Annotated in this window: 17 protein-coding genes, 3 tRNA genes and 1 pseudogene; 4 read left to right on the top strand and 17 right to left on the bottom strand. The window is 61.9% G+C overall.

Features of this window, described 5'->3' with window-relative positions:
- Nucleotides 1-59: 59 nt before the first annotated feature.
- A complete protein-coding gene (locus tag J7302_RS11650) occupies nt 60-3,527 on the bottom strand; it encodes an indolepyruvate ferredoxin oxidoreductase family protein (RefSeq protein WP_215374173.1) in 3,468 nt (1,155 codons plus the stop codon).
- Between the two features lie 202 nt (nt 3,528-3,729).
- Here J7302_RS11650 and J7302_RS11655 point away from each other — a divergent pair, with 202 nt between their 5' ends.
- A complete protein-coding gene (locus J7302_RS11655) occupies nt 3,730-4,197 on the top strand; it encodes an Lrp/AsnC family transcriptional regulator (protein ID WP_215374175.1) in 468 nt (155 codons plus the stop codon).
- A gap of 3 nt (nt 4,198-4,200) precedes the next feature.
- Here J7302_RS11655 and phnN read toward each other — a convergent pair whose 3' ends face one another.
- Entirely contained in the window at nt 4,201-4,770 is a 570-nt protein-coding gene (phnN, locus tag J7302_RS11660) for a phosphonate metabolism protein/1,5-bisphosphokinase (PRPP-forming) PhnN (RefSeq protein WP_215374177.1), read from the bottom strand.
- 523 nt (nt 4,771-5,293) lie between these two features.
- Here phnN and J7302_RS11665 point away from each other — a divergent pair.
- A complete protein-coding gene (locus tag J7302_RS11665; protein ID WP_215374180.1) occupies nt 5,294-5,620 on the top strand; it encodes an Arc family DNA-binding protein in 327 nt (108 codons plus the stop codon).
- Nucleotides 5,621-5,741: 121 nt separating this feature from the next.
- Here the strand turns inward: J7302_RS11665 and mgtE are convergent, their stop codons facing one another.
- Entirely contained in the window at nt 5,742-7,184 is a 1,443-nt protein-coding gene (mgtE, locus tag J7302_RS11670) for a magnesium transporter (protein WP_215374183.1), read from the bottom strand.
- 315 nt (nt 7,185-7,499) lie between these two features.
- Here mgtE and J7302_RS26485 point away from each other — a divergent pair.
- Nucleotides 7,500-7,631 (top strand): annotated as a pseudogene (locus J7302_RS26485) (DUF4124 domain-containing protein); the annotation flags it as partial.
- A 114-nt stretch (nt 7,632-7,745) separates the two neighbouring features.
- Nucleotides 7,746-8,003, top strand: coding sequence for an outer membrane protein assembly factor BamE (locus J7302_RS26490; protein ID WP_251702049.1), 258 nt, complete (start codon nt 7,746-7,748; stop codon nt 8,001-8,003).
- A gap of 45 nt (nt 8,004-8,048) precedes the next feature.
- Here the strand turns inward: J7302_RS26490 and J7302_RS11680 are convergent.
- The 14 genes from J7302_RS11680 to J7302_RS11745 all read right to left on the bottom strand — a co-directional run bounded on the left by J7302_RS11680 (nt 8,049) and on the right by J7302_RS11745 (nt 21,929).
- Nucleotides 8,049-8,125 (bottom strand) — tRNA-Arg (locus tag J7302_RS11680).
- A 75-nt stretch (nt 8,126-8,200) separates the two neighbouring features.
- Nucleotides 8,201-8,277: transfer RNA gene (locus tag J7302_RS11685), tRNA-Arg, on the bottom strand.
- Between the two features lie 106 nt (nt 8,278-8,383).
- A tRNA-Ser gene (locus J7302_RS11690) sits at nt 8,384-8,474 on the bottom strand.
- 62 nt (nt 8,475-8,536) lie between these two features.
- Nucleotides 8,537-8,722, bottom strand: coding sequence for a carbon storage regulator CsrA (gene csrA / locus J7302_RS11695; protein ID WP_003283978.1), 186 nt, complete (start codon nt 8,720-8,722; stop codon nt 8,537-8,539).
- Between the two features lie 185 nt (nt 8,723-8,907).
- Nucleotides 8,908-10,143 carry an aspartate kinase gene (locus tag J7302_RS11700; RefSeq protein ID WP_215374189.1) on the bottom strand — a complete coding sequence of 412 codons (1,236 nt, stop codon included), beginning with the start codon at nt 10,141-10,143 and terminating at the stop codon, nt 8,908-8,910.
- A 112-nt stretch (nt 10,144-10,255) separates the two neighbouring features.
- Entirely contained in the window at nt 10,256-12,880 is a 2,625-nt protein-coding gene (alaS, locus tag J7302_RS11705; protein WP_215374192.1) for an alanine--tRNA ligase, read from the bottom strand.
- Between the two features lie 264 nt (nt 12,881-13,144).
- Nucleotides 13,145-14,149, bottom strand: a complete 1,005-nt coding sequence (ltaE, locus tag J7302_RS11710) for a low-specificity L-threonine aldolase (RefSeq protein WP_215374195.1) — start codon at nt 14,147-14,149, stop codon at nt 13,145-13,147.
- 87 nt (nt 14,150-14,236) lie between these two features.
- Nucleotides 14,237-15,235 carry a succinylglutamate desuccinylase gene (astE, locus tag J7302_RS11715; protein WP_215374197.1) on the bottom strand — a complete coding sequence of 333 codons (999 nt, stop codon included), beginning with the start codon at nt 15,233-15,235 and terminating at the stop codon, nt 14,237-14,239.
- A gap of 9 nt (nt 15,236-15,244) precedes the next feature.
- Nucleotides 15,245-15,535, bottom strand: coding sequence for a topoisomerase II (locus J7302_RS11720; protein WP_215374200.1), 291 nt, complete (start codon nt 15,533-15,535; stop codon nt 15,245-15,247).
- 66 nt (nt 15,536-15,601) lie between these two features.
- Nucleotides 15,602-16,948: an N-succinylarginine dihydrolase gene (astB, locus tag J7302_RS11725; RefSeq protein WP_215374203.1), complete on the bottom strand. Its 1,347-nt coding sequence runs from the start codon at nt 16,946-16,948 to the stop codon at nt 15,602-15,604.
- Entirely contained in the window at nt 16,945-18,408 is a 1,464-nt protein-coding gene (gene astD / locus J7302_RS11730; protein ID WP_215374208.1) for a succinylglutamate-semialdehyde dehydrogenase, read from the bottom strand. The genes astB and astD overlap by 4 nt, the downstream gene beginning before the upstream one ends.
- Nucleotides 18,405-19,430: an arginine N-succinyltransferase gene (gene astA / locus J7302_RS11735; RefSeq protein ID WP_215374215.1), complete on the bottom strand. Its 1,026-nt coding sequence runs from the start codon at nt 19,428-19,430 to the stop codon at nt 18,405-18,407. Before astA ends, astD begins: the two co-directional genes overlap by 4 nt.
- Nucleotides 19,431-19,544: 114 nt before the next feature.
- Nucleotides 19,545-20,561: an arginine/ornithine succinyltransferase subunit alpha gene (aruF, locus tag J7302_RS11740; protein WP_215374219.1), complete on the bottom strand. Its 1,017-nt coding sequence runs from the start codon at nt 20,559-20,561 to the stop codon at nt 19,545-19,547.
- Nucleotides 20,562-20,708: 147 nt separating this feature from the next.
- Nucleotides 20,709-21,929, bottom strand: a complete 1,221-nt coding sequence (locus J7302_RS11745; protein ID WP_215374223.1) for an aspartate aminotransferase family protein — start codon at nt 21,927-21,929, stop codon at nt 20,709-20,711.
- Nucleotides 21,930-22,093: the final 164 nt, after the last annotated feature.

A 22,093-nucleotide genomic window follows, 5' to 3' on the forward strand; every position in this document is an offset into this window, starting at 1 on the left:
CGCCAGGAGGCCAGAACATCCCTCACCCCACCCCTCTCCCGGAGGGAGAGGGGTTACCTTCAGGCGGCCGGATCGAACAGGTGCAGCACCTGGATCTCGCTGGCGGTGAGGCGTGCGCGCAGTTGTTTCTCCTGCTCGCGTACCTTGACCAGGGCGCGCTCCTTGACCGGCCCGTAGCCGCGGATCTGCTCCGGCAGCTCGGCCAGGGCCTTGGCCGCGGCATAGTTGCCGGGCTTCAACTCTTTGATCAGCAGGTCGATATTGGCTTCGTACTGGGCAATCAGCTCGCGCTCCAGCCTGCGCTCGGCGCTGTAGCCGAAGACGTCGAAGGCAGTTCCGCGCAGAAACTTGAAGCCGGCCAGTACGCCGAAGGCTTTGAGCATCCAGGGGCCGAAGCGGCGCTTGCGCGGCTCGCCAGTGACCGGATCGGGCTTGGCCAACCAGGTTGGCGCCAGGTGGAATTCCAGGTGGTAGTCGCCCTGGAACTGGGCCTCCAGTTGTTTGCGGAAGTTGCCGTCGCTGTAGAGACGGGCCACTTCGTATTCGTCCTTGTAGGCCAGCAGCTTGGCGTAATAGCGAGCCACGGCGCGGGTCAGTGCCTTGTCGTCAGCCATATCGGCCTGGCGCACGCGCTCCACCAGGGCGCGGTAACGCTCTGCGTATTCGGCGTTCTGGTAGGCACGCAGATGATCGGCACGGTACTGGACGATTTCCTCCAGGGTTTCGCACTTGGGCGCGTCCACTTCCTGCGGCTTGGCCAGTTTTTCCACGGCCGCCGGGTCATGGGCGGCGCGGCGGCCCCAGAGGAAGGCCTGCTGGTTGAGTTGCACGGCCACGCCGTTCAGCTCGATGGCCTTATCGATGGCTTCGGCCGAGACCGGCACCAGGCCCTTCTGATAGGCGTAACCGAGCATGAAGAGGTTGGTGGCGATGCTGTCGCCAAGCAGGCGGGTTGCCAGGCGGGTGGCATCGACGAAGTGGGTCTTGGCCTCGCCGACCGCTTCCACCAGCGCTTCGCGCATGGCCGCACCCGGCACCTGGGCGTCGGGGTTGCGGGTGAACTCGGCAGTCGCCGCCTCATGGCTGTTGATTACCGCATGGGCGATGCGCTCGTTGAGCTTGGCCAGGGCCTCTTCGCTGGCCGAGACCACCAGGTCGCACCCCAGCAGCAGGTCGGTCTCGCCGGCGGCGATGCGCACGGCATAGATGTCGTCCTGCTTGGCGGCGATGCGGATGTGGGTGATCACCGGGCCAAACTTCTGCGCCAGGCCTGCCTGGTCGAGGACGGTGCAGCCCTTGCCTTCGATGTGCGCGGCCATGCCAAGCAATGCGCCGACTGTGGTCACGCCACTACCGCCAACACCTGGGAGGAGGATGTTCCAGGGGCGAGCCAGGCTCGGCTGGCGCGGTTCCGGCAGCGCCACGAAGAGCGCTTTGGCGCCCACCGCTTCCGGCTTGCGCAGGCTGCCGCCGTGCACGGTGACGAAGCTCGGGCAGAAGCCTTCGACGCAGGAGAAATCCTTGTTGCAGGCGTTCTGGTCGATCTGGCGCTTGCGCCCCAGCTCGGTTTCCAGCGGCAGCACCGACAGGCAGTTGGATTTAACGCTGCAATCTCCACAGCCCTCGCACACTGCGGGGTTGATGAAGGCGCGTTTCTGCGGGTCGACCAGTTTGCCACGCTTGCGCCGACGACGCTTCTCGGTGGCGCAGGTCTGGTCGTAGATGATGACCGACACGCCTTTGAACTCGCGCAGCTCGCGCTGTACCGCATCCAGTTCGCGGCGGTGGTGGAAGGTGACGATGGGCGCGAAGGTGGCGCGATTCGGGTACTTCTCCGGCTCGTCGGAGACCAACGCAATGCGCTTCACGCCTTCGGCGAACACCTGCTGGCTGAGCTGGTCGACGCGCAGTTCGCCGTCGATGGGCTGGCCGCCAGTCATGGCCACGGCGTCGTTGTAGAGAATCTTGTAGGTGATGTTGACCCCGGCCGCCACGGCGGCACGCAGGGCAAGCTGGCCAGAGTGGAAGTAGGTGCCGTCACCAAGGTTCTGGAAAATGTGCGGTGTTTCGGTGAAGGGCGCCTGGCCGATCCAGGTGGCGCCCTCCCCCCCCATCTGGGTGAAGGTGTCGGTGTTGCGGTCCATCCACTGGGTCATGTAGTGGCAACCGATGCCTCCCTGGGCTCGGCTGCCTTCGGGCAGTTTGGTGGACGTGTTGTGCGGGCAGCCGGAGCAGAAGTGCGGGGTGCGCACGGTCGTGTGCTTGGGCTCGGCCAGAGCCTTTTCCTTGGCAGCCAGGAAGGCCAGGCGCGATTCGATCTGCTCACTGGAGTAGATCGGCGCAAGGCGCTTGGCGATGGCGCGGGCGATCATCGCCGGAGTCAGCTCGCTGAGGTTGGGCAGCAGGGAAACGCCCTGCTCATCGAACTCACCAACCACACGCGGACGCTTGTCCACCGGCCAGTTGTAGAGTTGGCCGGTCAGTTGGTCCTCGATGATGCTGCGCTTCTCTTCGACGACCAGGATTTCGTCCAGGCCTTGGGCGAACTCGTGTACGGAGACCGGTTCCAGCGGCCAGCTCATGCCGACCTTGAGCACGCGCAGTCCAACCTTGGCGCACAGCTCCTCGTCCAGGCCCAGGTCATTGAGGGCCTGGCGAACATCGAGGTAGGACTTGCCGGTGGTGATGATACCCAGGCGCGGGTTGGGCGAATCCAGCGTCACCTGATTGAGGTTGTTGGCGCGGGCGAAAGCGCGGGCCGCATAGATCTTGAACATGTTCAGGCGCTTTTCCTGCGCCAGGGGCGGGTCCGGCCAGCGGATGTGCACGCCATCTTCGGGCAGGGCGAAGTCTTCAGGGATCTTCACGTCGACCCGCAGCGGGTCGACATCCACGACCGCGGAGGAATCGACGTTCTCGGCGATGGTCTTGAGCGCCACCCAGCAACCGCTGTAACGCGAAAGCTCCCAGCCGATGATGCCGTAGTCGAGGATTTCCTGGACGTTGGCCGGGTTCAGCACCGGGATGGAGGCTGCGATGAACGCATGCTCGCTCTGGTTAGCAATGCTGGAGGACTTGCAGCCATGGTCGTCGCCGGCCAGCAACAGCACGCCGCCGTGGGACGACACACCAGCCGAATTGCCGTGCTTGAACACGTCGCCGCAGCGGTCCACGCCTGGCCCCTTCCCGTACCACATGGAAAACACGCCGTCATAGCGCGCGCCGGGGAACAGGCTGGTCTGCTGACTGCCCCACACGGCAGTCGCGGCCAGCTCTTCGTTCACGCCGGGCTGGAAGTGGATGTGATTTTCCTTGAGGAAGGTCTTGGCCTCCCAAAGGCTCTTGTCGAGGTTGCCAAGCGGCGAGCCCCGGTAGCCGGAGATAAAGCAGGCGGTATTCAGCCCATGGGCCTTGTCGCGTTGCTTCTGCAGCATCGGCAGGCGGGTCAGCGCCTGGGTGCCGGTGAGGTAAAGATGACCGGTTGCGAGTCGGTATTTGTCATCCAGGCGGATCTCGGCCAGAGACATGCGGGCGCTCCTGTTGTTTTTATGGCGACCTCGATGGCAAGGGTCATTGCCATCTATTTATTCAGCCTAGGACAGGATCGCTGCCGTCGGCGCATGGGCAAGAATATGACTGGACGGTACCGATTTTTTCTTTCTATTTTTGGTCTTGAGCGCCACTATTTCGCATGAGTTTTCCAACAACAACAAGATTTCGGACTGATTCATGCAAAACCCACTCAGCCCCATCGATCGCAAGATTCTCCGCCTGCTGCAACACAACGCCGACCTCTCGGCCGCCGAAGTGGCGGAGAAGGTCGAGCTGTCACAGTCCCCCTGTTGGCGGCGTATCCATCGCATGCAGGAAGAGGGGCTGATCGAACGCAAGGTCGCCCTGCTGAATCCCAAACGTCTGGGCTTTTCGATCACGGTGTTCGTCAACATCAAGCTCTCAGCACACGGTCGCAACAACCTGACCGAGTTCGAGGAGGCCATCGTTGGGTATCCGGAGGTACTGGAGTGCTACACCATGGCAGGCGGTTCGGATTACCTGCTCAAGGTGGTGGCGCGGGATATCGGCAGCTATGAGCGCTTCCTGCGGGACCAGTTGCTGCAACGGCCTCACGTGCAGGAGGCGCACTCGAACATCGCCATGAGCGAGGTCAAGCGCACCACAGAGCTGCCGCTGGACTGAGTCTCAGTCGGGGAGCCGGTGCTCGGCGATGAGCTTGAGCAGGCGCTCGCGGGTCTGGGCAAGGGACCCGGAGTTGTCCAACAGGCATAGGTCGTCACTTTCGCCCGTCATGAGTGTTTCGGCGAACCCGGCATTGCGCGCCAGGCGCGCCTCTATTTCCTCTGCCGATTCACGGCTGCGGGCATGCAGGCGCTGACGAAGTACGTGATGGTCCACCGTCAATAGCACCGCGAGCATGTGCGGGTAGCGGCGACGCGCTTCCGGGAGGTAGCCACGGGAGCCATTCACCAGCACATCGTCGCCTGCTGACAGCCACTCATCGACCACCCTGGGAATGCCGTACGACAGGCCATTGGCATACCAATTCATGGCAAAGGCGCCTTCAGCTTCGAGGCGGGCAAAGGTGTCCGGGTCCACCACCTCGGCCGCCTCCCCCTGCGCGTCGGCCGAACGAGTAATCACCCGCCGCGCTATCCGGCAGCCCTGCGCCGCAAGAGCATCACGCGCGGAGTCCAGCAGACTGTCCTTGCCGGAACCGGAGGGGCCTATCAGGTAGATCATCCTGCCGTTCATCATCATTCCCGGGAGTGGTTCATTCGCCTTGCCTCGCTCTCTCACCGGCCACCACGCAGGCTAGCGACAGGAAACAAAAAAAGTATGGCCCCAGGCGAAGTAAGACTGAACACCCATCGCAAAAATTTGTCAGACCTTGCGTGCGAAGGCGTCGGTTCATTTCTGCGGCTATCATTCACAGTAATGGCTATTAAATGTCAATTTGCCGCTACCGCAGGACAAGCAAGGCCCACGTCTCACCAAACAGACTGCAGCCCAGACCATTAGGTGGCTGCAGCGCAAGGAAGCATTCGAACGCCTTCGTTCATCCACTCGCAATTTGGAGAAATGGTGCTGGCGAAACGCCGCTATTCCAAGCACAATTCGACGCCAAATTGACGTCAAGGAACCGTTTACGGCCCCGTCGGTCATACCGATTCGAATCGCGGAACTGGTTGAACAATTGCCGCCCAAGACAGTCAAACCGGTGACAATCTTGCGGCTCATTGCCAGCACCGCTTTCCTGAACTAACCGGTTGAATGTATGCGCCCTATGAAACAGGCTATTTATTCCAGTCGTACGGCAGACAAATTCGTCGTCCGCCTGCCCGAAGGCATGCGCGAACGCATCGCCCTCGTCGCACGCAACCATCATCGCAGCATGAACTCCGAGATCATCGCTCGCCTGGAGCAGAGCATGCTTCAGGAAGGCGCTCTTGATGAGGGCGTATCCATGCGATTGGACAGCCCTGAACTGACCCTGCATGAGCGCGAATTGCTGCAACGCTTTCGGCAATTGTCGCGGCGCCAGCAGAATGCATTGGTTGCACTGATCGCGCACGACGCAGAGCTGGTGGCCGAAGAGTCCTGAAGTCCCGCATCGTGTGAAGAAGCCGGCCCGTGCCGGTTTTTTCATGCCCACGAAAAGTATCGGCAGGACCGCACAAACAAGAAAGCCGCCTTCAGGCGGCTTTTCTCATGGCGATGTCCAATCAGAGCAGGAATAGCGTGGCGAGGCCGAGGAAGATAAAGAATCCACCACTGTCGGTCATGGCCGTGATCATCACGCTGGAGCCCATGGCTGGATCTCGCCCCATGCGCACCAGCGTCATCGGAATCAGCACACCCATCAACGCGGCCAGAAGCAGGTTCAAGGTCATGGCACCGGTCATCACTACCCCCAGCGACCAACTGCCATAAAGGTAGTAGGCCACCAGGCCAATCACCCCACCCCAGAGGAGGCCGTTGATCAAGGCGACGCCCAGTTCCTTGCGAACCAGTCGTGACGTATTGCCAGTCCCAACCTGATCCAGGGCCATCGCGCGAACGATCATGGTGATCGTCTGGTTTCCGGAGTTGCCGCCAATGCCGGCAACAATAGGCATTAGCGCCGCAAGGGCGACCAGCTTCTCGATCGACCCCTCGAACAGGCCGATCACCCGCGAGGCAATGAAGGCCGTTACCAGGTTGACCGCCAGCCAAGCCCAGCGGTTGCCCACCGACTTCCAGACAGATGCGAAGATATCTTCCTCTTCACGCAGACCAGCCATGTTGAGGACTTCGCTCTCGCTTTCCTCGCGGATCAGATCGACCATCTCGTCGATGGTCAGACGGCCGATCAGCTTGCCGTTCTTGTCGACCACCGGCGCCGAAATCAGATCGTAACGCTCGAACGCCTGGGCCGCATCGTAGGCATCCTCATCCGGGTGGAAACTCACCGGATCGGTCGCCATGACCTCGGCCACTTGCTTGTCTGGATCATTGACCAGCAGACGCTTGATCGGCAGCACACCTTTAAGGATGCCGTCGTAGTCGACCACGAACAGCTTGTCGGTGTGCCCCGGCAGCTCCTTGAGCCTACGCAGGTAGCGCAATACCACTTCGAGAGTCACATCATCGCGGATGGTAACCATCTCGAAGTCCATCAGAGCGCCGACCTGATCCTCTTCGTAGGACAGGACGGAACGCACGCGCTCGCGCTGCTGCGCGTCGAGCGATTCCATCAGTTCGTGGACCACATCCCGCGGCAGCTCAGGCGCCAGGTCTGCAAGTTCGTCGGCGTCCATCTCCTTGGCTGCGGCGAGCAGTTCGTGATCGTCCATGTTGGCGATCAGCGATTCACGGACGGCGTCCGAAACCTCGAGGAGGATGTCGCCGTCACGCTCCGCCTTTACCAGCTGCCAGACCATCAGGCGGTCATCCAGCGGCAGGGCCTCAAGGATGTGGGCGATGTCGGCCGGGTGCAGCTCGTCCAGCTTGCGCTGCAGCTCGGCAAGGTTCTGCCGGTGGACGAGGTTTTCGACGAGGTCGTGGTGCTGGCCTTCCTGACGATGGGTCAGGTCTTCGACCAGCTTGTGGCGATGCAAGAGCTCGATCACCTGAGCAAGGCGATCCTGCAGGCTTTCTTGCGGCTTCTTGGCTTCTACTTCAGTCATATAGCGCGCTCCACCCCCAGTGGCAGAGCACGCCAAGAGGGGTCAAACAGTCAAAACGCGATTGTGCAATCGAGATTCTGAGTAACTACTGGGTAAGTCCATGATGGTTGTCCGAAAGCCCCGGCGGGGCTGACCGCGCAATGATAGCACCGCCGAAATGCTTTCGCGTTACAAAAACCGGACAGAACAATCGCTTGCATCGTAAAGCTGAGATTGTCATCAACACAGCTACGACGCCGAAGAGACCTTGTAGGACACCCCCGCGCAGCACTCCCGGAGCATTACCCTGATGGGCCATTGCCAAGGAGAAGGCTAATGAAGCAACGATCGCTAGCGCTGCTCTGCGCTCTGTCCCTACACCTCAGCAGCCCCGCCCAGGCGGGCCCGCTGTATCGCTGCATCGATACTGGAGGCAGAACAACGTTCACCCATCTCGGCTGCCCGGCAGATAGCGAGGCCCACGAACATCGTCTCGGCGCCTCCAACCTCATCCAAGGACACCGCGTCTCAGGAGAACCGAGCTCAGCCCTCCTTCCGAGGGCACCGTCAGCCCCAGAGGAAATGAGCCGCGAAATCGTCGTAGTCGGCGAGCAGGATGTCGTGTGCGGGAACCTGATAACTCCGACTGAACGTCGCCAGGCGATTATCAAACGCCAAGCGCGAGCCGGCATGACTCGCTCGGACGTCGAGAGCGCGCTGGGCAAGCCAGACAAGATAAGCAGTCGCAATGGGCAGCTGCGCTACCACTACCAGGCACGCAAAGGCGCGAGCCACCAAGTGAGCTTCGACGAAGCGGGCTGCGTGAAAGAAGGGCGCTGAACAGACAAATAAAAAGGGCCTGCATTTCTGCAGGCCCTTTCTGTATGGCGCACTCAGGAGGATTCGAACCTCCGACCGCCCGGTTCGTAGCCGGGTACTCTATCCAGCTGAGCTATGAGTGCGTTGTGGTGTTTTTATACCAGATCACCGCTGGTTATCTTCAGGACCACCAACCTTCGGCTGGTACATCTTGAATATGGCGCACTCAGGAGGATTCGAACCTCCGACCGCCCGGTTCGTAGCCGGGTACTCTATCCAGCTGAGCTATGAGTGCGTTGTGGGCGCGCATTATAGGGATATTTTTGCATCAGTCAACTACTTTATCGAGAAGTTTCAATAACTTATCGATTTGGCGCCAACCATCCCTAGAACACTAAATATGGCGGAGAAGGGGGGATTCGAACCCCCGACACCCTTTTGAGGTGTACTCCCTTAGCAGGGGAGCGCCTTCGGCCACTCGGCCACCTCTCCGCAACACGGGGCGCATGATAACCATGTTTTCCCCGTTTGCAAAGCCAAAAATTGCAGAAAAATTAGTGGCTTGGTTCTTGGTCCTTTTCTTTTTGTATGCGTTGGTAGATTTCCTCACGGTGCACGGCCACCTCCTTCGGGGCATTCACGCCAATGCGCACCTGGTTACCTTTGACACCTAGTACGGTCACAGTGACATCGTCACCCACCATCAGGGTCTCTCCGACCCGGCGAGTCAGAATCAGCATTCCTTTCTCCTTACGGATTCAGTTCGGGACAACAGTCTGCAAAAAAGAAATGGTTGCAGCCTCAGGCAAAATCAAGTGCCAAGGCCTTCACCCAAGTATTGACCAGCCCCGGCAAAAGGAAAGCTCCACCGTAGCAGCCAAAAACGACAAAGGCGCGGGGTGAGCCGCGCCTTTTGTTGAACGCCTTACTCGCCCTGTCGGGCCGGAGCGTCCAACTCGAAAGCGGTGTGCAGAGCGCGTACCGCCAGCTCCAGGTATTTCTCCTCAATGACCACGGACACTTTGATTTCCGAGGTGGAGATCATCTGGATGTTGATGCTTTCCTTGGCCAGTGCTTCGAACATGCGGCTAGCGACACCTGCGTGGGAACGCATGCCAACGCCGACGATGGAAACCTTGGCGATATTGGTGTCACCAACCACTTCGCGAGCACCGATTTCACTGGCAGTCTGCTCCAGCACGCGCAGAGCGTTCTGGTAGTCATTGCGGTGTACGGTGAAGGTAAAGTCGGTGGTGTTATCGTGCGACACGTTCTGCACGATCATGTCCACTTCGATGTTGGCGGCACTGATCGGACCAAGGATCTTGAAAGCCACGCCGGGGGTATCCGGCACGCCACGGATGGTCAGCTTGGCTTCGTCGCGATTGAAGGCGATGCCGGAGATGATCGGCTGTTCCATGGATTCCTCTTCATCAAGGGTAATGAGGGTGCCTGGACCCTCCTGGAAGCTGTGCAGCACGCGCAGCGGAACGTTGTACTTGCCGGCGAACTCAACCGAGCGGATTTGCAGCACCTTGGAGCCGAGGCTGGCCATTTCCAGCATTTCCTCAAAGGTGATCTTGTCCAGACGCTGAGCCTGCGGCACGACGCGCGGGTCGGTGGTATAGACGCCATCTACATCGGTGTAGATCTGGCACTCGTCAGCCTTCAATGCTGCCGCCAGGGCCACGCCGGTGGTGTCGGAACCGCCACGCCCCAGGGTGGTGATGTTGCCGTGCTCGTCCACGCCCTGGAAACCCGCGACCACGACGACACGACCGGCCTTGAGGTCAGCGCGAATCTTCTGGTCATCGATCTGCAGGATGCGGGCCTTGTTGTGCGCGCTGTCGGTGAGGATGCGCACCTGGTTGCCGGTGTAGGAAACAGCCGGCACACCGCGCTTGATCAGCGCCATGGACAACAGCGCGATGGTTACCTGCTCACCGGTGGAGACCATCACGTCCAGTTCGCGCGGAACCGGCGTGTCGCTGATCTGTTTGGCCAGATCGATCAGACGGTTGGTTTCGCCACTCATGGCAGAAACCACGACCACGATGTCATCACCGCCTTCGCGGAACTTTTTCACCTTCTCGGCCACCTGCTCGATGCGCTCGACAGTGCCGACCGAGGTCCCCCCAAACTTCTGTACGATCAAAGCCATTTCAAAAGCCGCCTAATCCCGTGAAGGGCGCCCATTAAACAATCAACGCAAAGCACTGCCAAGGCCCGCCGGGCGTGGGATGGGCCTTGACCAAGGTTCCCTGAGCGGTTGCTCAGAGCCCTTTTTCGACGAACGGTACGGTAAGTGCCAGGGCCTGCTCCAGAGCTGCGGCGTCGGTGCCGCCGCCACGGGCCATATCCGGGCGACCACCGCCCTTACCGCCGACCGCTGCCGCAGCCTGCTTCATCAGATCGCCGGCTTTGAGTTGGCCGGTCAGGTCCTGGGTGACGCCAGCGACCAGTGTCACCTTGCCCTCCAGCGCACCGCCGAGCAGGATCACTGCGCGGCCGAGCTTGTTCTTCAGTTGGTCGACGAGTGCCAGCAGCGCATCACCATCCAGGCCGTCCAGACGGGCAGCCAATACCTTCACGCCTTTCACCTCGATGGCGGAAGACGCCAGATCGTCGCCGGCAGCGCTGGCCGCCTTGGCCTTCAGCTGTTCCAGCTCCTTCTCCAGCTGACGGTTGCGCTCCAGCAGGCCGGACAATTTGTCCAGCAGGTTGTCGCGACTGCCTTTGACCAGCGCCGCCGCTTCCTTGAGTTGCTCCTCGGCACCATTCAGGTAGCCCAGGGCCGCCGAGCCGGTTACCGCCTCGATGCGGCGCACACCAGCGGCAACGCCGCCTTCGCTGACAATCTTGAACAGGCCGATATCGCCGGTGCGGGAGACGTGGGTACCGCCGCAGAGTTCAACGGAGAAGTCGCCGCCCATGCTCAACACACGAACCTGCTCGCCGTACTTCTCACCGAACAGCGCCATGGCGCCCTTGGCCTTGGCGGTGTCGATATCGGTTTCCTCTGTCTCGACTTCGCTGTTCTTGCGGATCTCGGCATTGACGATGTCTTCCAGGGCTTTCAGCTGCTCGGGCTTGATCGCCTCGAAGTGGCTGAAGTCGAAGCGCAGGCGCTGGCTATCCACCAGGGAACCTTTCTGTTGTACGTGATCACCCAGCACGCGACGCAGGGCGGCGTGCAGCAGGTGGGTGGCCGAGTGGTTCAGCGCGGTGGCCTGGCGCACGGTTGCGTCGACCTGGGCCGTAACACCGGCACCGACACGCAGCGTGCCACTGTCGACCACGCCATGATGGAGGAAGGCTCCGCCGGCCTTGGTGGTATCACGCACGTCGAAACGCAGGCCCGCCGCAGCAATGAAGCCGCAGTCACCGACCTGGCCGCCGGACTCGGCGTAGAACGGAGTGCGGTCGAGCACCAGCACGCCCTCCTCGCCTTCGCCCAGTTGCTCGACGGCCTGGCCGTCCTTGAACAGGGCGATGACCTTGCCTTCGCCGGAAGTGCAGACATAGCCGGTGAAATTGGTGTCGGCGTCCACCTTGACCAGGGCGTTGTAGTCCATACCAAAGGCGCTGGAGGCGCGGGCGCGCTCACGCTGGCCTTCCATCTCGCGCTCGAAGCCGGCCTCGTCGATGGTCAGACCGCGTTCACGAGCGATGTCGCCAGTCAGGTCGACGGGAAAACCGTAGGTGTCATACAGCTTGAACAGGGTTTCGCCGGGGATCATCTTGCCCTTGAGGCCAACCAGGTCCTGTTCGAGGATCTTCAGGCCTTGCTCCAGGGTCTTGGCGAACTGTTCTTCTTCGGTCTTCAGCACGCGCTCAATGTGCGCCTGCTGCTGTTTGAGCTCGGGGAACGCCTCGCCCATCTCGGCCACCAGGGCAGCAACGATCTTGTGGAAGAAGCTGCCCTTGGCACCCAGCTTGTTACCGTGGCGACAGGCGCGACGAATGATTCGGCGCAGCACATAGCCACGGCCTTCATTGGACGGCAGCACGCCGTCGGCAACCAGGAAGCTGCAGGAACGGATGTGGTCGGCCACCACTTTCAGCGAAGGCGCATCGTCGTTAGCGCAGCCGATGGCTTCGGCAGATGCCTTCAGCAGGCTCTGGAACAGGTCGATCTCGTAGTTCGAGTGGACATGCTGCAGCACGGCGCTTATACGCTCCAGGCCCATGCCGGTGTCCACGCTTGGTGCCGGCAGCGGGTGCATCACACCGTCGGCTGTGCGATTGAACTGCATGAAGACGTTGTTCCAGATCTCGATGTAACGGTCACCGTCTTCTTCCGGGGACCCGGGCGGGCCGCCCCAGATGTCCGGACCGTGGTCATAGAAGATCTCGGTGCAAGGGCCGCACGGGCCGGTATCGCCCATGGCCCAGAAATTGTCCGACGCATAGGGCGCGCCCTTATTGTCGCCGATACGCACCATGCGCTCGTGGGGAATCCCGACTTCCTGGGTCCAGATATCGTAGGCCTCGTCATCGCTGGCGTAGACGGTGACCCAAAGTTTGTCCTTCGGCAGCTTCAGCCACTTGTCGCCGGTTAGGAATTCCCAGGCGTAGTGAATCGCATCGCGCTTGAAGTAGTCGCCGAAGCTGAAGTTGCCCAGCATTTCGAAGAAGGTGTGGTGACGGGCGGTATAGCCGACGTTTTCGAGGTCGTTGTGCTTGCCGCCGGCGCGCACGCATTTCTGACTGGTGGTGGCGCGAGTGTAGGCGCGCTTTTCCAAGCCCAGGAAGCAGTCCTTGAACTGGTTCATCCCCGCGTTGGTGAACAGCAGGGTCGGGTCGTTGCCCGGGATCAGGGAGCTGGAGGCGACTCGGGTATGCCCCTTCTCTTCGAAGAAGCTGAGGAAGGCTTCACGGATTTCTGCGCTTTTCATAGGTTCTTCCACGGAAACTGCGGCCACGAAGGCGGGTGCAAATCGTTATCAGCGAAAGCGAGAACGCAGGAAGAGCACAGATGAGGTCGAGTTACCGGTGATAACCCGGAACTTCGCGCCCGTTCCCTACATTGCTCGCAAGGCTCGCAGCAGTCTTTCGACTGACGTACGAATCGCCGGCAAAGGGCCGCATTATATCGGCCCCGCGCCGTTGGGATAGTGCCTTTGTGCGATAGATTCCGCCTATTTGACCGCCCTGGCGAATCAGGCGCGGGGGAAGGCGGCGAAAGCCTCGATTATCCGCGGGATATCGGTAGCCCCCACATCAAGGTGGGTGACTAGACGCAACCGAGGCGCAGGGCTGACGCGGATGCCATGCTCCGCCAGGACCACCGCCAGTTCCTGCACCCGATCGCCGGCCTGCACGTAAACCATGTTGGTCTGCACAGGCTCCACGACAAAGCCGATCGCCTCTAAGCCGGCGCCCAGTCGCTCGGCGTTGGCATGGTCTTCGGCCAGACGCTCGACCTGGTGGTCCAGCGCGTAAAGCCCCGCGGCAGCAAGCACCCCGGCCTGACGCATGCCACCGCCAACCATCTTGCGCAGGCGGCGCGCCTTGGCGATCAACGCCCGGTTACCGCAGAGCACCGAACCAACTGGGGCCCCCAGACCTTTGGACAGGCACACCGAGACCGAATCGAAGTGACGCGCGATCTCGCCGGCGTCCACGCGCAGCTTCACCGCCGCGTTGTAGAGGCGGGCGCCATCCAGGTGCAGCGCCAGACCGCGGCGGTGGGTCAGTTCGCGAGCAGCAGCCAGGTAAGCCATCGGCAGCACCTTGCCCTGCATGGTGTTTTCCAGCGCCAGCAGACGGGTGCGGGCGAAGTGGAAGTCATCCTGCTTGATGGCAGCCTCCACTTTGCCCAGGTCCAGGCTGCCATCCACCTCTCCATCGATGGGTTGCGGCTGGATCGAGCCGAGCACCGCCGCGCCACCACCTTCGTATTTATAGGTGTGCGCCTGCTGGCCGACGATGTACTCGTCCCCGCGCTCACAGTGCGCCATCAAGCCCAGCAGGTTGCTCATGGTGCCGGTCGGCACGAACAAAGCGGCTTCGAAGCCTAGACGTTCGGCGAGGCTCGCCTCCAGGCGGTTGACGGTGGGGTCTTCGCCGTACACGTCGTCGCCCAGTTCGGCACGCAGCATGGCTTCACGCATGCCGGCGGAGGGTTGGGTGACGGTGTCGCTGCGCAGGTCGATCAGGCTCATGCCGGGCTCCTTGGATGGGCTAAGAGCCCGATCCTAAGGCCCCGGGCCCCACGGGTACAGGTACAGATAAGAACGGGTGTGAGGGCGTCAGACCTCTGCGGGAACCACGAGGATGCCGGCCCTCAGGCCGTTCTTGACCTTGGGATTGGGGAAAATGATACGTGCGCCCTCCTCCTCTACTACCCAGCGGGTACCGGCGATGTCTTCGGCGAGGAGGTAGCCGACCGGCAGTTCGCTGAAGTTTTCGATATCCGGCGCCAGATGCAGCAGGAAGGATTCGCTGTGCTTGATGATCTCGCGTGCGACCGAGAACAGCTGCAGGCCATCCAGTCGATCGCCGTCGAACTCGGGCTCACGTCCTTCGATCAAGCTGTGCAACCGCTCCTCGAGGCGATCGAGGTTGACTTCGGCATTGCTGCCGAACGGTCGCGCTTTGCCCAGCTCCAGGGTAAAGGCCTCGGCGCCAAGTTGCGCATAGGTATAGGAGCTGAAAGTGATGCCGGTCTTGTTTTGCAGCAGCACCGCGTCGATTCCGGCAGCGCGCAGTCGAGCCAGCTCCTGGCGGGAATGCTTTCGTCCTTCGACGTAGGGATAGAGCGCGAATTGTTCGATCTTCGAAGCGCGGATCGCAGTATGCAGATCGTAATGCAGGCGCGAGCGCTCGGGCTTGGTAAAGAAGGCGGCGGCGTAACGTTCCAGCTCGGCTGCACGCATGGCCTCGAAACCGCTGGACTCGCCATGGCGTCCATTGAACAGGCGATTGATGTCCTGCTCCACAAAGCGTTCGCCTCGGCGAATCGCCTCGGGATTACCGAGCAGGAAGAGAATCCGCGCGCGGGGCTTGAGATGCCCACGGGCGATGCCCTGGATCAAACGATCGAGCAACTCGATCGGCGCAGTCTCGTTACCGTGCACCCCGGCCGACAGCAGCAGGTCGAAGCCGCTGTCGTCGGCGGCGGGCGGGGTCACGTCGAGCGCGCCCTCGCCCAGCCAGTGCAGACGCACGCCCCCGGAGGTCAGCTGGATCTTCTCGGTCGGCTCACGGCCGGCCAGGGTCAATTCGAGCAATTTACCGAGGGATAGCATCCTGTTACCTCAATGATCGTGATCGCAGTCCGGACCATGGACATGGTCGTCGTCATCGTCAGCATCGGCCGCTTCCATTTCCAGCTGCAGGCTGACCAGATTGGTGGCCAACGGGCGCAGCAACAGGTTGGCGTACTCGGTGTCGCCCTCCTCCACATCTACGCCGATCAGCAGCTGACCATTTCCGGCCTGCTGAATCCAGACCTCCCTGCCCTGCCAGACGACGGCGAACCGGGTGCAGGAGGTTTCGAGCTGGGTACCGTCGGTATCTTCGAGGATGAGTTGCAGGGCATCGGACATGGGGGAAAAACTCCAGGTTGTTCGCTGCAAGCGACAAGCTCGTACTCGAGGCTTGCAGCTTGCCGCTTATGTCAGTTGAAACGGATAAACCGCGCCCAGTTTAAGGATCTGCGTCAGTTCATCCAATGCCGTCCGGCACTCAATGAGCAATTGCGGGTCGGCCAGGTCGCTCTCGCTCAGGCGATCGCGATAGTGCTTTTCGACCCAGGCCGTCAACGTAGTGTAGAGCGCTGGCGTCATGATCACCCCCTGATTGACTGCCGCCAGCTCATCTTCCTTCAGCGCCACGCGCAGCCGCAGGCAGGCTGGGCCGCCGCCGTTCTGCATGCTCTGCTTCAGATCGAAGACCTTGACTTCACGGATCGGTCCGTTGCTGGCGGTGAGCTGGCTCAGGTAGTTCCACACGTTGCTATTGCTACGGCACTCTTCCGGCACAATCAGCAGCATGCTGCCGTCATCACGGCTGAGCAACTGGCTGTTGAAGAGATAGGAGCGCACGGCATCCTCGACGCTCACGGCATCACGCGGCACGCGGACAGCCTTGAAACGGCCGCCACGACGACCCAGCTTGGTGTCCAACTCGGCCAGCACCTTGTCGGTCTCGAGGAAGGCGTCTTCGTGGTAGAACAGCACCTCGCCGTTACCCACGGAAATCACATCGTTGTGGAACACGCCCTGGTCGATCACCGACGGATTCTGCTGGGCGTAGACCACGCCCTGCTCACCCAGGCCGTGCAGGCGGGCAACCGCCTGGCAGGCCTCCAGGGTTTGCCGTGCGGGGTAGCGTTGTGGCGCCGGGAAGCGGCTGTCGAATGCGCTGCGGCCGAACACGAAGAACTCCACACCGGCATCACCATAGCCCTTGCAGAAGCGCGTGTGGTTGGCCGCACCTTCGTCACCGAACTGGCTCACTGCCGGCAAGGCGGCATGGTGGGCGAAGTGTTTGTCGTTGGCGAACATGGCCCCCAGCACGCGACTGGTGGTCGGATGCTCGATCGAACGGTGAAACTTGCAGTTCAGGTTGGCGGCGGTGAAGTGCACGCGACCATCGGCGGTGTCGGCACTGGGGCTGACGGTGCAGGAGTTGGCAGTCCACATGCTGGACGCCGAGCTGCAGGCAGCCAGCAGTGGCATCGCTTCCTTGGCGGCCTGGGCAATCACCTCGGCGTCAGTACCGGCGAAACCCAGGCTGCGCAACGCGGCGACGTCCTGGCGCTCCTGCGGCGCAAATACGCCCTGCTTGAAGCCCATTTCCATCAGCGACTTCATCTTGCCCAGGCCCTGCAGCGCGGCTTCCTTCGGATTGGAAACCGCCTGACTGTTGCTCTGCGAGGCAACGTTACCGTAGGACAGGCCACCGTAGTTGTGGGTCGGGCCGACCAGTCCGTCGAAGTTTACTTCATAGGCGTTCACAGGCTGACTCCTGGAGTAAGGGTTGCAGGCAGGGCAAGGGTTTCACTTTCCAGCGACGCCACCGGATAAGCACAGTAGTCGGCCGCGTAATAGGCGCTGGCACGGTGGTTGCCGGAGGCACCCACACCGCCGAACGGCGCGCTGCTGGCGGCGCCGGTGAGCTGCTTGTTCCAGTTGACGATGCCTGCGCGGCTCTCGATCAGGAACTGCTGATAGCGTTCACTGGAGTCGGACAGCAGGCCGGCCGCCAGGCCGTACTGAGTGGCATTGGCTTCAGCGATGGCGGCGTCGAAACCGTCATAGCGGATGACCTGCAGCAGCGGGCCGAAGAATTCTTCGTCCGGACGATCGGCGACGCTGGTGACGTCGATGATGCCGGGGGTGAGCAACGCCGCATTGGGGTGTGGCTGGGTCATGGCCAGCAGGACCTTGGCGCCCTTGGCGACCAGTTGCTCCTGGGCCTGCATCAGGTGGTGTGCCGCGGCCAGGGAAATCACCGACCCCATGAAAGGTGCCGGCTGGGCGTCGAAGGCACCGACCTTGATGGTGCCGGCCACCGTCACGAGGCGCGCCAGCAGGGCATCACCCCAGGCGCCTTGCGGCACCAGCAGGCGGCGGGCACAGGTGCAGCGCTGGCCTGCGGAAATGAAGGCGGACTGGATGATGGTGTAGACGGCGGCGTCGACGTCCTGCACCTGGTCGACCACCAGCGGGTTGTTGCCGCCCATCTCCAGCGCCAGGATCTTGTCCGGGCGGCCGGCAAATTGTTGATGCAGCAGGTTGCCGGTGCGACTGGAACCGGTGAAGAACAGGCCGTCGATGCCCGGGTTCCCAGCCAGGGCTACACCGGTCTCACGAGCCCCCTGCACCAGGTTGAGCACGCCAGCCGGCAGGCCAGCTTCGATCCAGCACTTGACCGTCAGCTCGGCGACCTTGGGTGTCAGCTCACTGGGTTTGAACACGACTGCGTTGCCCGCCAATAGCGCCGGAACGATATGGCCATTAGGCAGGTGGCCAGGGAAGTTATAGGGGCCAAATACCGCAACGACACCGTGCGGCTTGTGGCGCAGTACGGCGGTGGCGTCGGCCAGCGGCCCACTTTTCTCGCCAGTACGCTCACGGTAGCTCTGGATGGAGATGGCGACCTTGTTGACCATGCTGGTCACTTCGGTGGCGGACTCCCAAAGCGGCTTGCCGGTTTCTTCGCCAATGCAACGGGCCAGTTCGTCGGCATGGCTGCGCAGAGTCACGGCGAATTGTTCGAGGATGGCGATGCGCTCTTCCAGCGGGCGACGGGCCCAGGCCGGAAAAGCAGCGCGGGCGGCCTTGACCGCTTCATCGACCTGCTCTGCGCTAGCGCCAGCGCCGGACCAGACGACTGCCTGGGTCACCGGGTTCAGCGAAGTGAAGGTCTCGCCCTGGCCGTCCAGCCAACGGCCTGCGATGTAATGGGTACTCATTTCACGGACTCCTTGGCCGACAGCGGCACGGCGCGCACCTGGGCGCCGGCGGAGAGTTTCAGGCGTTTGGCGGTCTGCGCATCGACCACCAGGGTACCCGCGGCCAGACGAGCAGGCGCGGCGGTGATGCGGCAGTCTTCGCGCTTGCGGTTGTGGATCAGGTAGGGCGTCGCGTCATCCCCCGGCGTGCCGACCGCCAGCACCAGGCTCTGGCTGTCACGTACGGCTCGAATCTTCGCGGTTTCGCACTCGATGGCCGGGCCCGCGTCGAAGATGTCGACATAGCCCTGGTAGCTGAAGCCTTCGCCCTTGAGCATGGCCAGCGCCGGTTCGGTATTCGGATGCACGCGGCCGATGGTGTTGCGTGCATCCTCCGAGAGGAAGCAGGTATAGAGCGGGAACTTGGGCATCAGTTCGGCGATGAAGGCCTTGTTGCCGACGCCAGTCAGGTAGTCGGCGCGGGAAAACTCCATCTTGAAGAAGTGTCGGCCGAGGCTCTCCCAGAACGGCGACACGCCATTCTCATCGGACATGCCGCGCATCTCGGCGATTACCTTGTCGCCGAACAACTCGGGGAACTCGGCGATGAACAGGAACCGTGCCTTGGACAGCAGGCGACCATTGAGACCGCTGCGGTAGCCGGAATGCAGGAACAGCGAGCAGAGCTCGGAGTTACCGGTCAGGTCGTTAGCCAGGAACAGGGTCGGAATCTGCCGATGGATGTGCAGCTCCTGGGAAGCACTGACGGTCAGGCCAACCCGGTAGTTGTACCAGGGCTCACGCAGGCCTACGGCGCCGGCGATGGCGGAAATGCCAACCACCTTGCCGTCATCGTCTTCGAGGACGAACAGGTAATCCGCATCGGCGCGCTCCGCCTCGCCACGGAATGCCTTTTCCGCCCAACCGACGCGGTGCGACAGGCGCTCCTCATTGGCCGGCAGCGTGGTCAGGCCTGCGCCGGTGCTGCGCGCCAGGTCGATCAGGGCCGGTAAGTCGGCGCTGCGTACGGGACGAACGATCATAGTGCCTCCAGAAAATGCATCCCCCCGCCCTCAGGGAGAGGAGCCAGGGGTGAGGGCCGAGCCCTCATCCGGCCCAGTGGGCCGCCCTCTCCCGACGGGGAGAGGGCTAACGACTTAAAGTGCGACCAGGCGAACGCTGGCGCCTTCACCGACACCTAGTGCTTCAGCGGCTTCCTCGCCCAGCACTACCGGCTTGCCGGGGACCCAGTCGAGTTCGGCGACGATGGCGCGGAAATCCTGCAACTGGCCGTTGCACACCAGATACTGGCGACCACCTTTGCCCTGGTCGCCGAACTTGACCGGCACCATGCGGCTCTGGGCGATGGAGCGAATGCTCGACGTCCGCGCATGCAGGGTCGGACCGCCATCGAAGATGTCGATGTAGTTGTCGGTCTCGAAGCCTTCACGCATCAGGATGTCGAAGGTGATCTGCGCACGCGGGTGCACCTGGCCCATGGATTCCTGGGCGGCGTCCGGCAGCAGCGGCACGTAGATGGGGTAATGCGGCATCAGTTCGGCGAGGAAGGTACGGCTCTTCAGGCCGGAAAGGCGCTCGGCCTCGGTGTAGTTGAGGTCGAAGAAGTTACGCCCCACCGCATTCCAGAAAGGTGACTCGCCCTGGTCGTCGCTGTAGCCAACGATCTCCACCACCACGGCATCGGCGAAACGCTCCGGGTGACTGGCCATGAACAGCAGGCGGCTACGGGAGTTGAGTTCGGCAATCGGGGTGTTAACCAGATCGCGTTCGACATAGAAGCTGGTCAGCAGGCTGTTGCCCGTCAGGTCGTGGCACAGCGAAAGCACGTGGATCTTGTTGTGGATCTTCAGCTCCCGCGAGGCATGCACGAAGGTCTCGTTACGGAAGCTGTAGAACGGCTCGGAGAAACCGGCGGAGGCAACGATCGCCGAACAGCCGGCAAGGCGGCCGGTCTGGGTATCTTCAAGGACGAAGAAATAGCTCTCTTCACCGTTGTAGCTCACCTCGGCGGCGAAGGACGCCTCGGACGCGGCGATTTTCTCGCTCAGGCGTTCGGCGTCGTCCGGCAACGAAGTGACACCCACGGGGCTATCCGCGGCCAGACGCTGGACTTCAGCTAGATCGGCCATTTGCGCGGGGCGCATCACCAGCATGGTGTCACTCCTTTTCTTGTTAAAAGCTCCGGGCAATTCGCGCTGAGTCGCCCGGAGAAAGCCTGAAGCCCAATGGCCCTGGCATGCATGAATCTGGATCGTCCTTGGTTGAAGCACGGCGCATCCATGCGCCGCGTCCTGCAGCAATTACGCTTGGGTCAGTTTGGCCACTGCGCGTTCGAAACGGTCGAGACCTTCGTCGATGTCCGCATCCGGGATAACCAAGCTGGGGGCAAAGCGCACCACGTCCGGGCCGGCCTGCAGAACCATCACGGCTTCCTTCTCGGCAGCGTTGAGCACGTCCTTGGCCTTGCCCTTCCAGGCATCGGACAGGGCGGCACCGATCAGCAGGCCGAGGCCGCGCACTTCGGTGAAGATGCCGTACTTGGCGCCAATCGCCTCAAGACGGGTCTTGAAGCGGTCGTGCTTGGCATTGATGCCCTTCAGCACGTCCGGCGTATTGATCACGTCCAGCACCGCTTCTGCCACGGCGCTGGCCAGCGGGTTGCCACCGTAGGTGGTGCCGTGGGTGCCGACGGCCAAGTGCTTGGCGATCTCGGTAGTGGTCAGCATGGCGCCGATGGGGAAGCCGCCGCCCAGGCTCTTGGCGCTGGAGAGGATGTCCGGGGTCACACCGTAATGCTGGTAAGCGAAGAGGTGACCGCTGCGGCCCATGCCGCTCTGCACTTCGTCGAACACCAGCAATGCGTTGTGCTCGTCGCACAGCTTGCGTGCGCCTTCCAGGTAGGCCTGATCAGCCGGCAGTACGCCGCCCTCGCCTTGCACGGGCTCCAGGACCACGGCGCAGGTCTTGTCGGAAATGGCGGCCTTCAGGGCGTCCAGATCGTTGAAGGGCACATGGGTGATGCCCTCCATCTTCGGCCCGAAGCCATCGGAGTACTTTGGCTGGCCGCCAACGGTCACGGTGAACAGGGTGCGACCGTGGAAGCTGTTGGTGGCGGAGATGATCTCATGCTTCTGCGGCCCGTAAACGTCGTGGGCATAACGGCGAGCCAGCTTGAACGCAGCCTCGTTGGCCTCGGCACCGGAGTTGGCGAGGAACACACGCTCGGCGAAGGTGGCATCCACCAGCTTTTTGGCCAGGCGCAGGGCCGGCTCGTTGGTGAAAACGTTCGACACGTGCCAGATCTTGTGGGCCTGCTCAGTGAGGGCCTTGACCAGGGCCGGGTGTGCATGACCCAGGGAGTTCACGGCAATACCGCCCGCAAAATCGATCAGTTCGCGACCAGATTGATCCCAGACTCGGGAACCTTCGCCACGCACCGGAATGAAAGCGGCGGGGGCATAGTTGGGAACCATCACCTTGTCGAAATCGGCGCGCTCGACCTGCGCATGCTCAACGGACATCAGTTTCTCCTGCCATGAACGGCTAGTGATGAAAGGATTGTAGGGACAGATTCAGGGCTGGCATTGCCGCCATGCGACAACTTCTTATAGCGCCACCCCGGGAAATTCCGGCGCTTATGGAAATGCGACAGAAAGCGTCGGGAAGGCGCAGTTTAAACGCTGAT

It is taken from the genome of Metapseudomonas boanensis, from assembly GCF_018704125.1.
Taxonomy (GTDB): Bacteria; Pseudomonadota; Gammaproteobacteria; order Pseudomonadales; family Pseudomonadaceae; genus Metapseudomonas; species Metapseudomonas boanensis.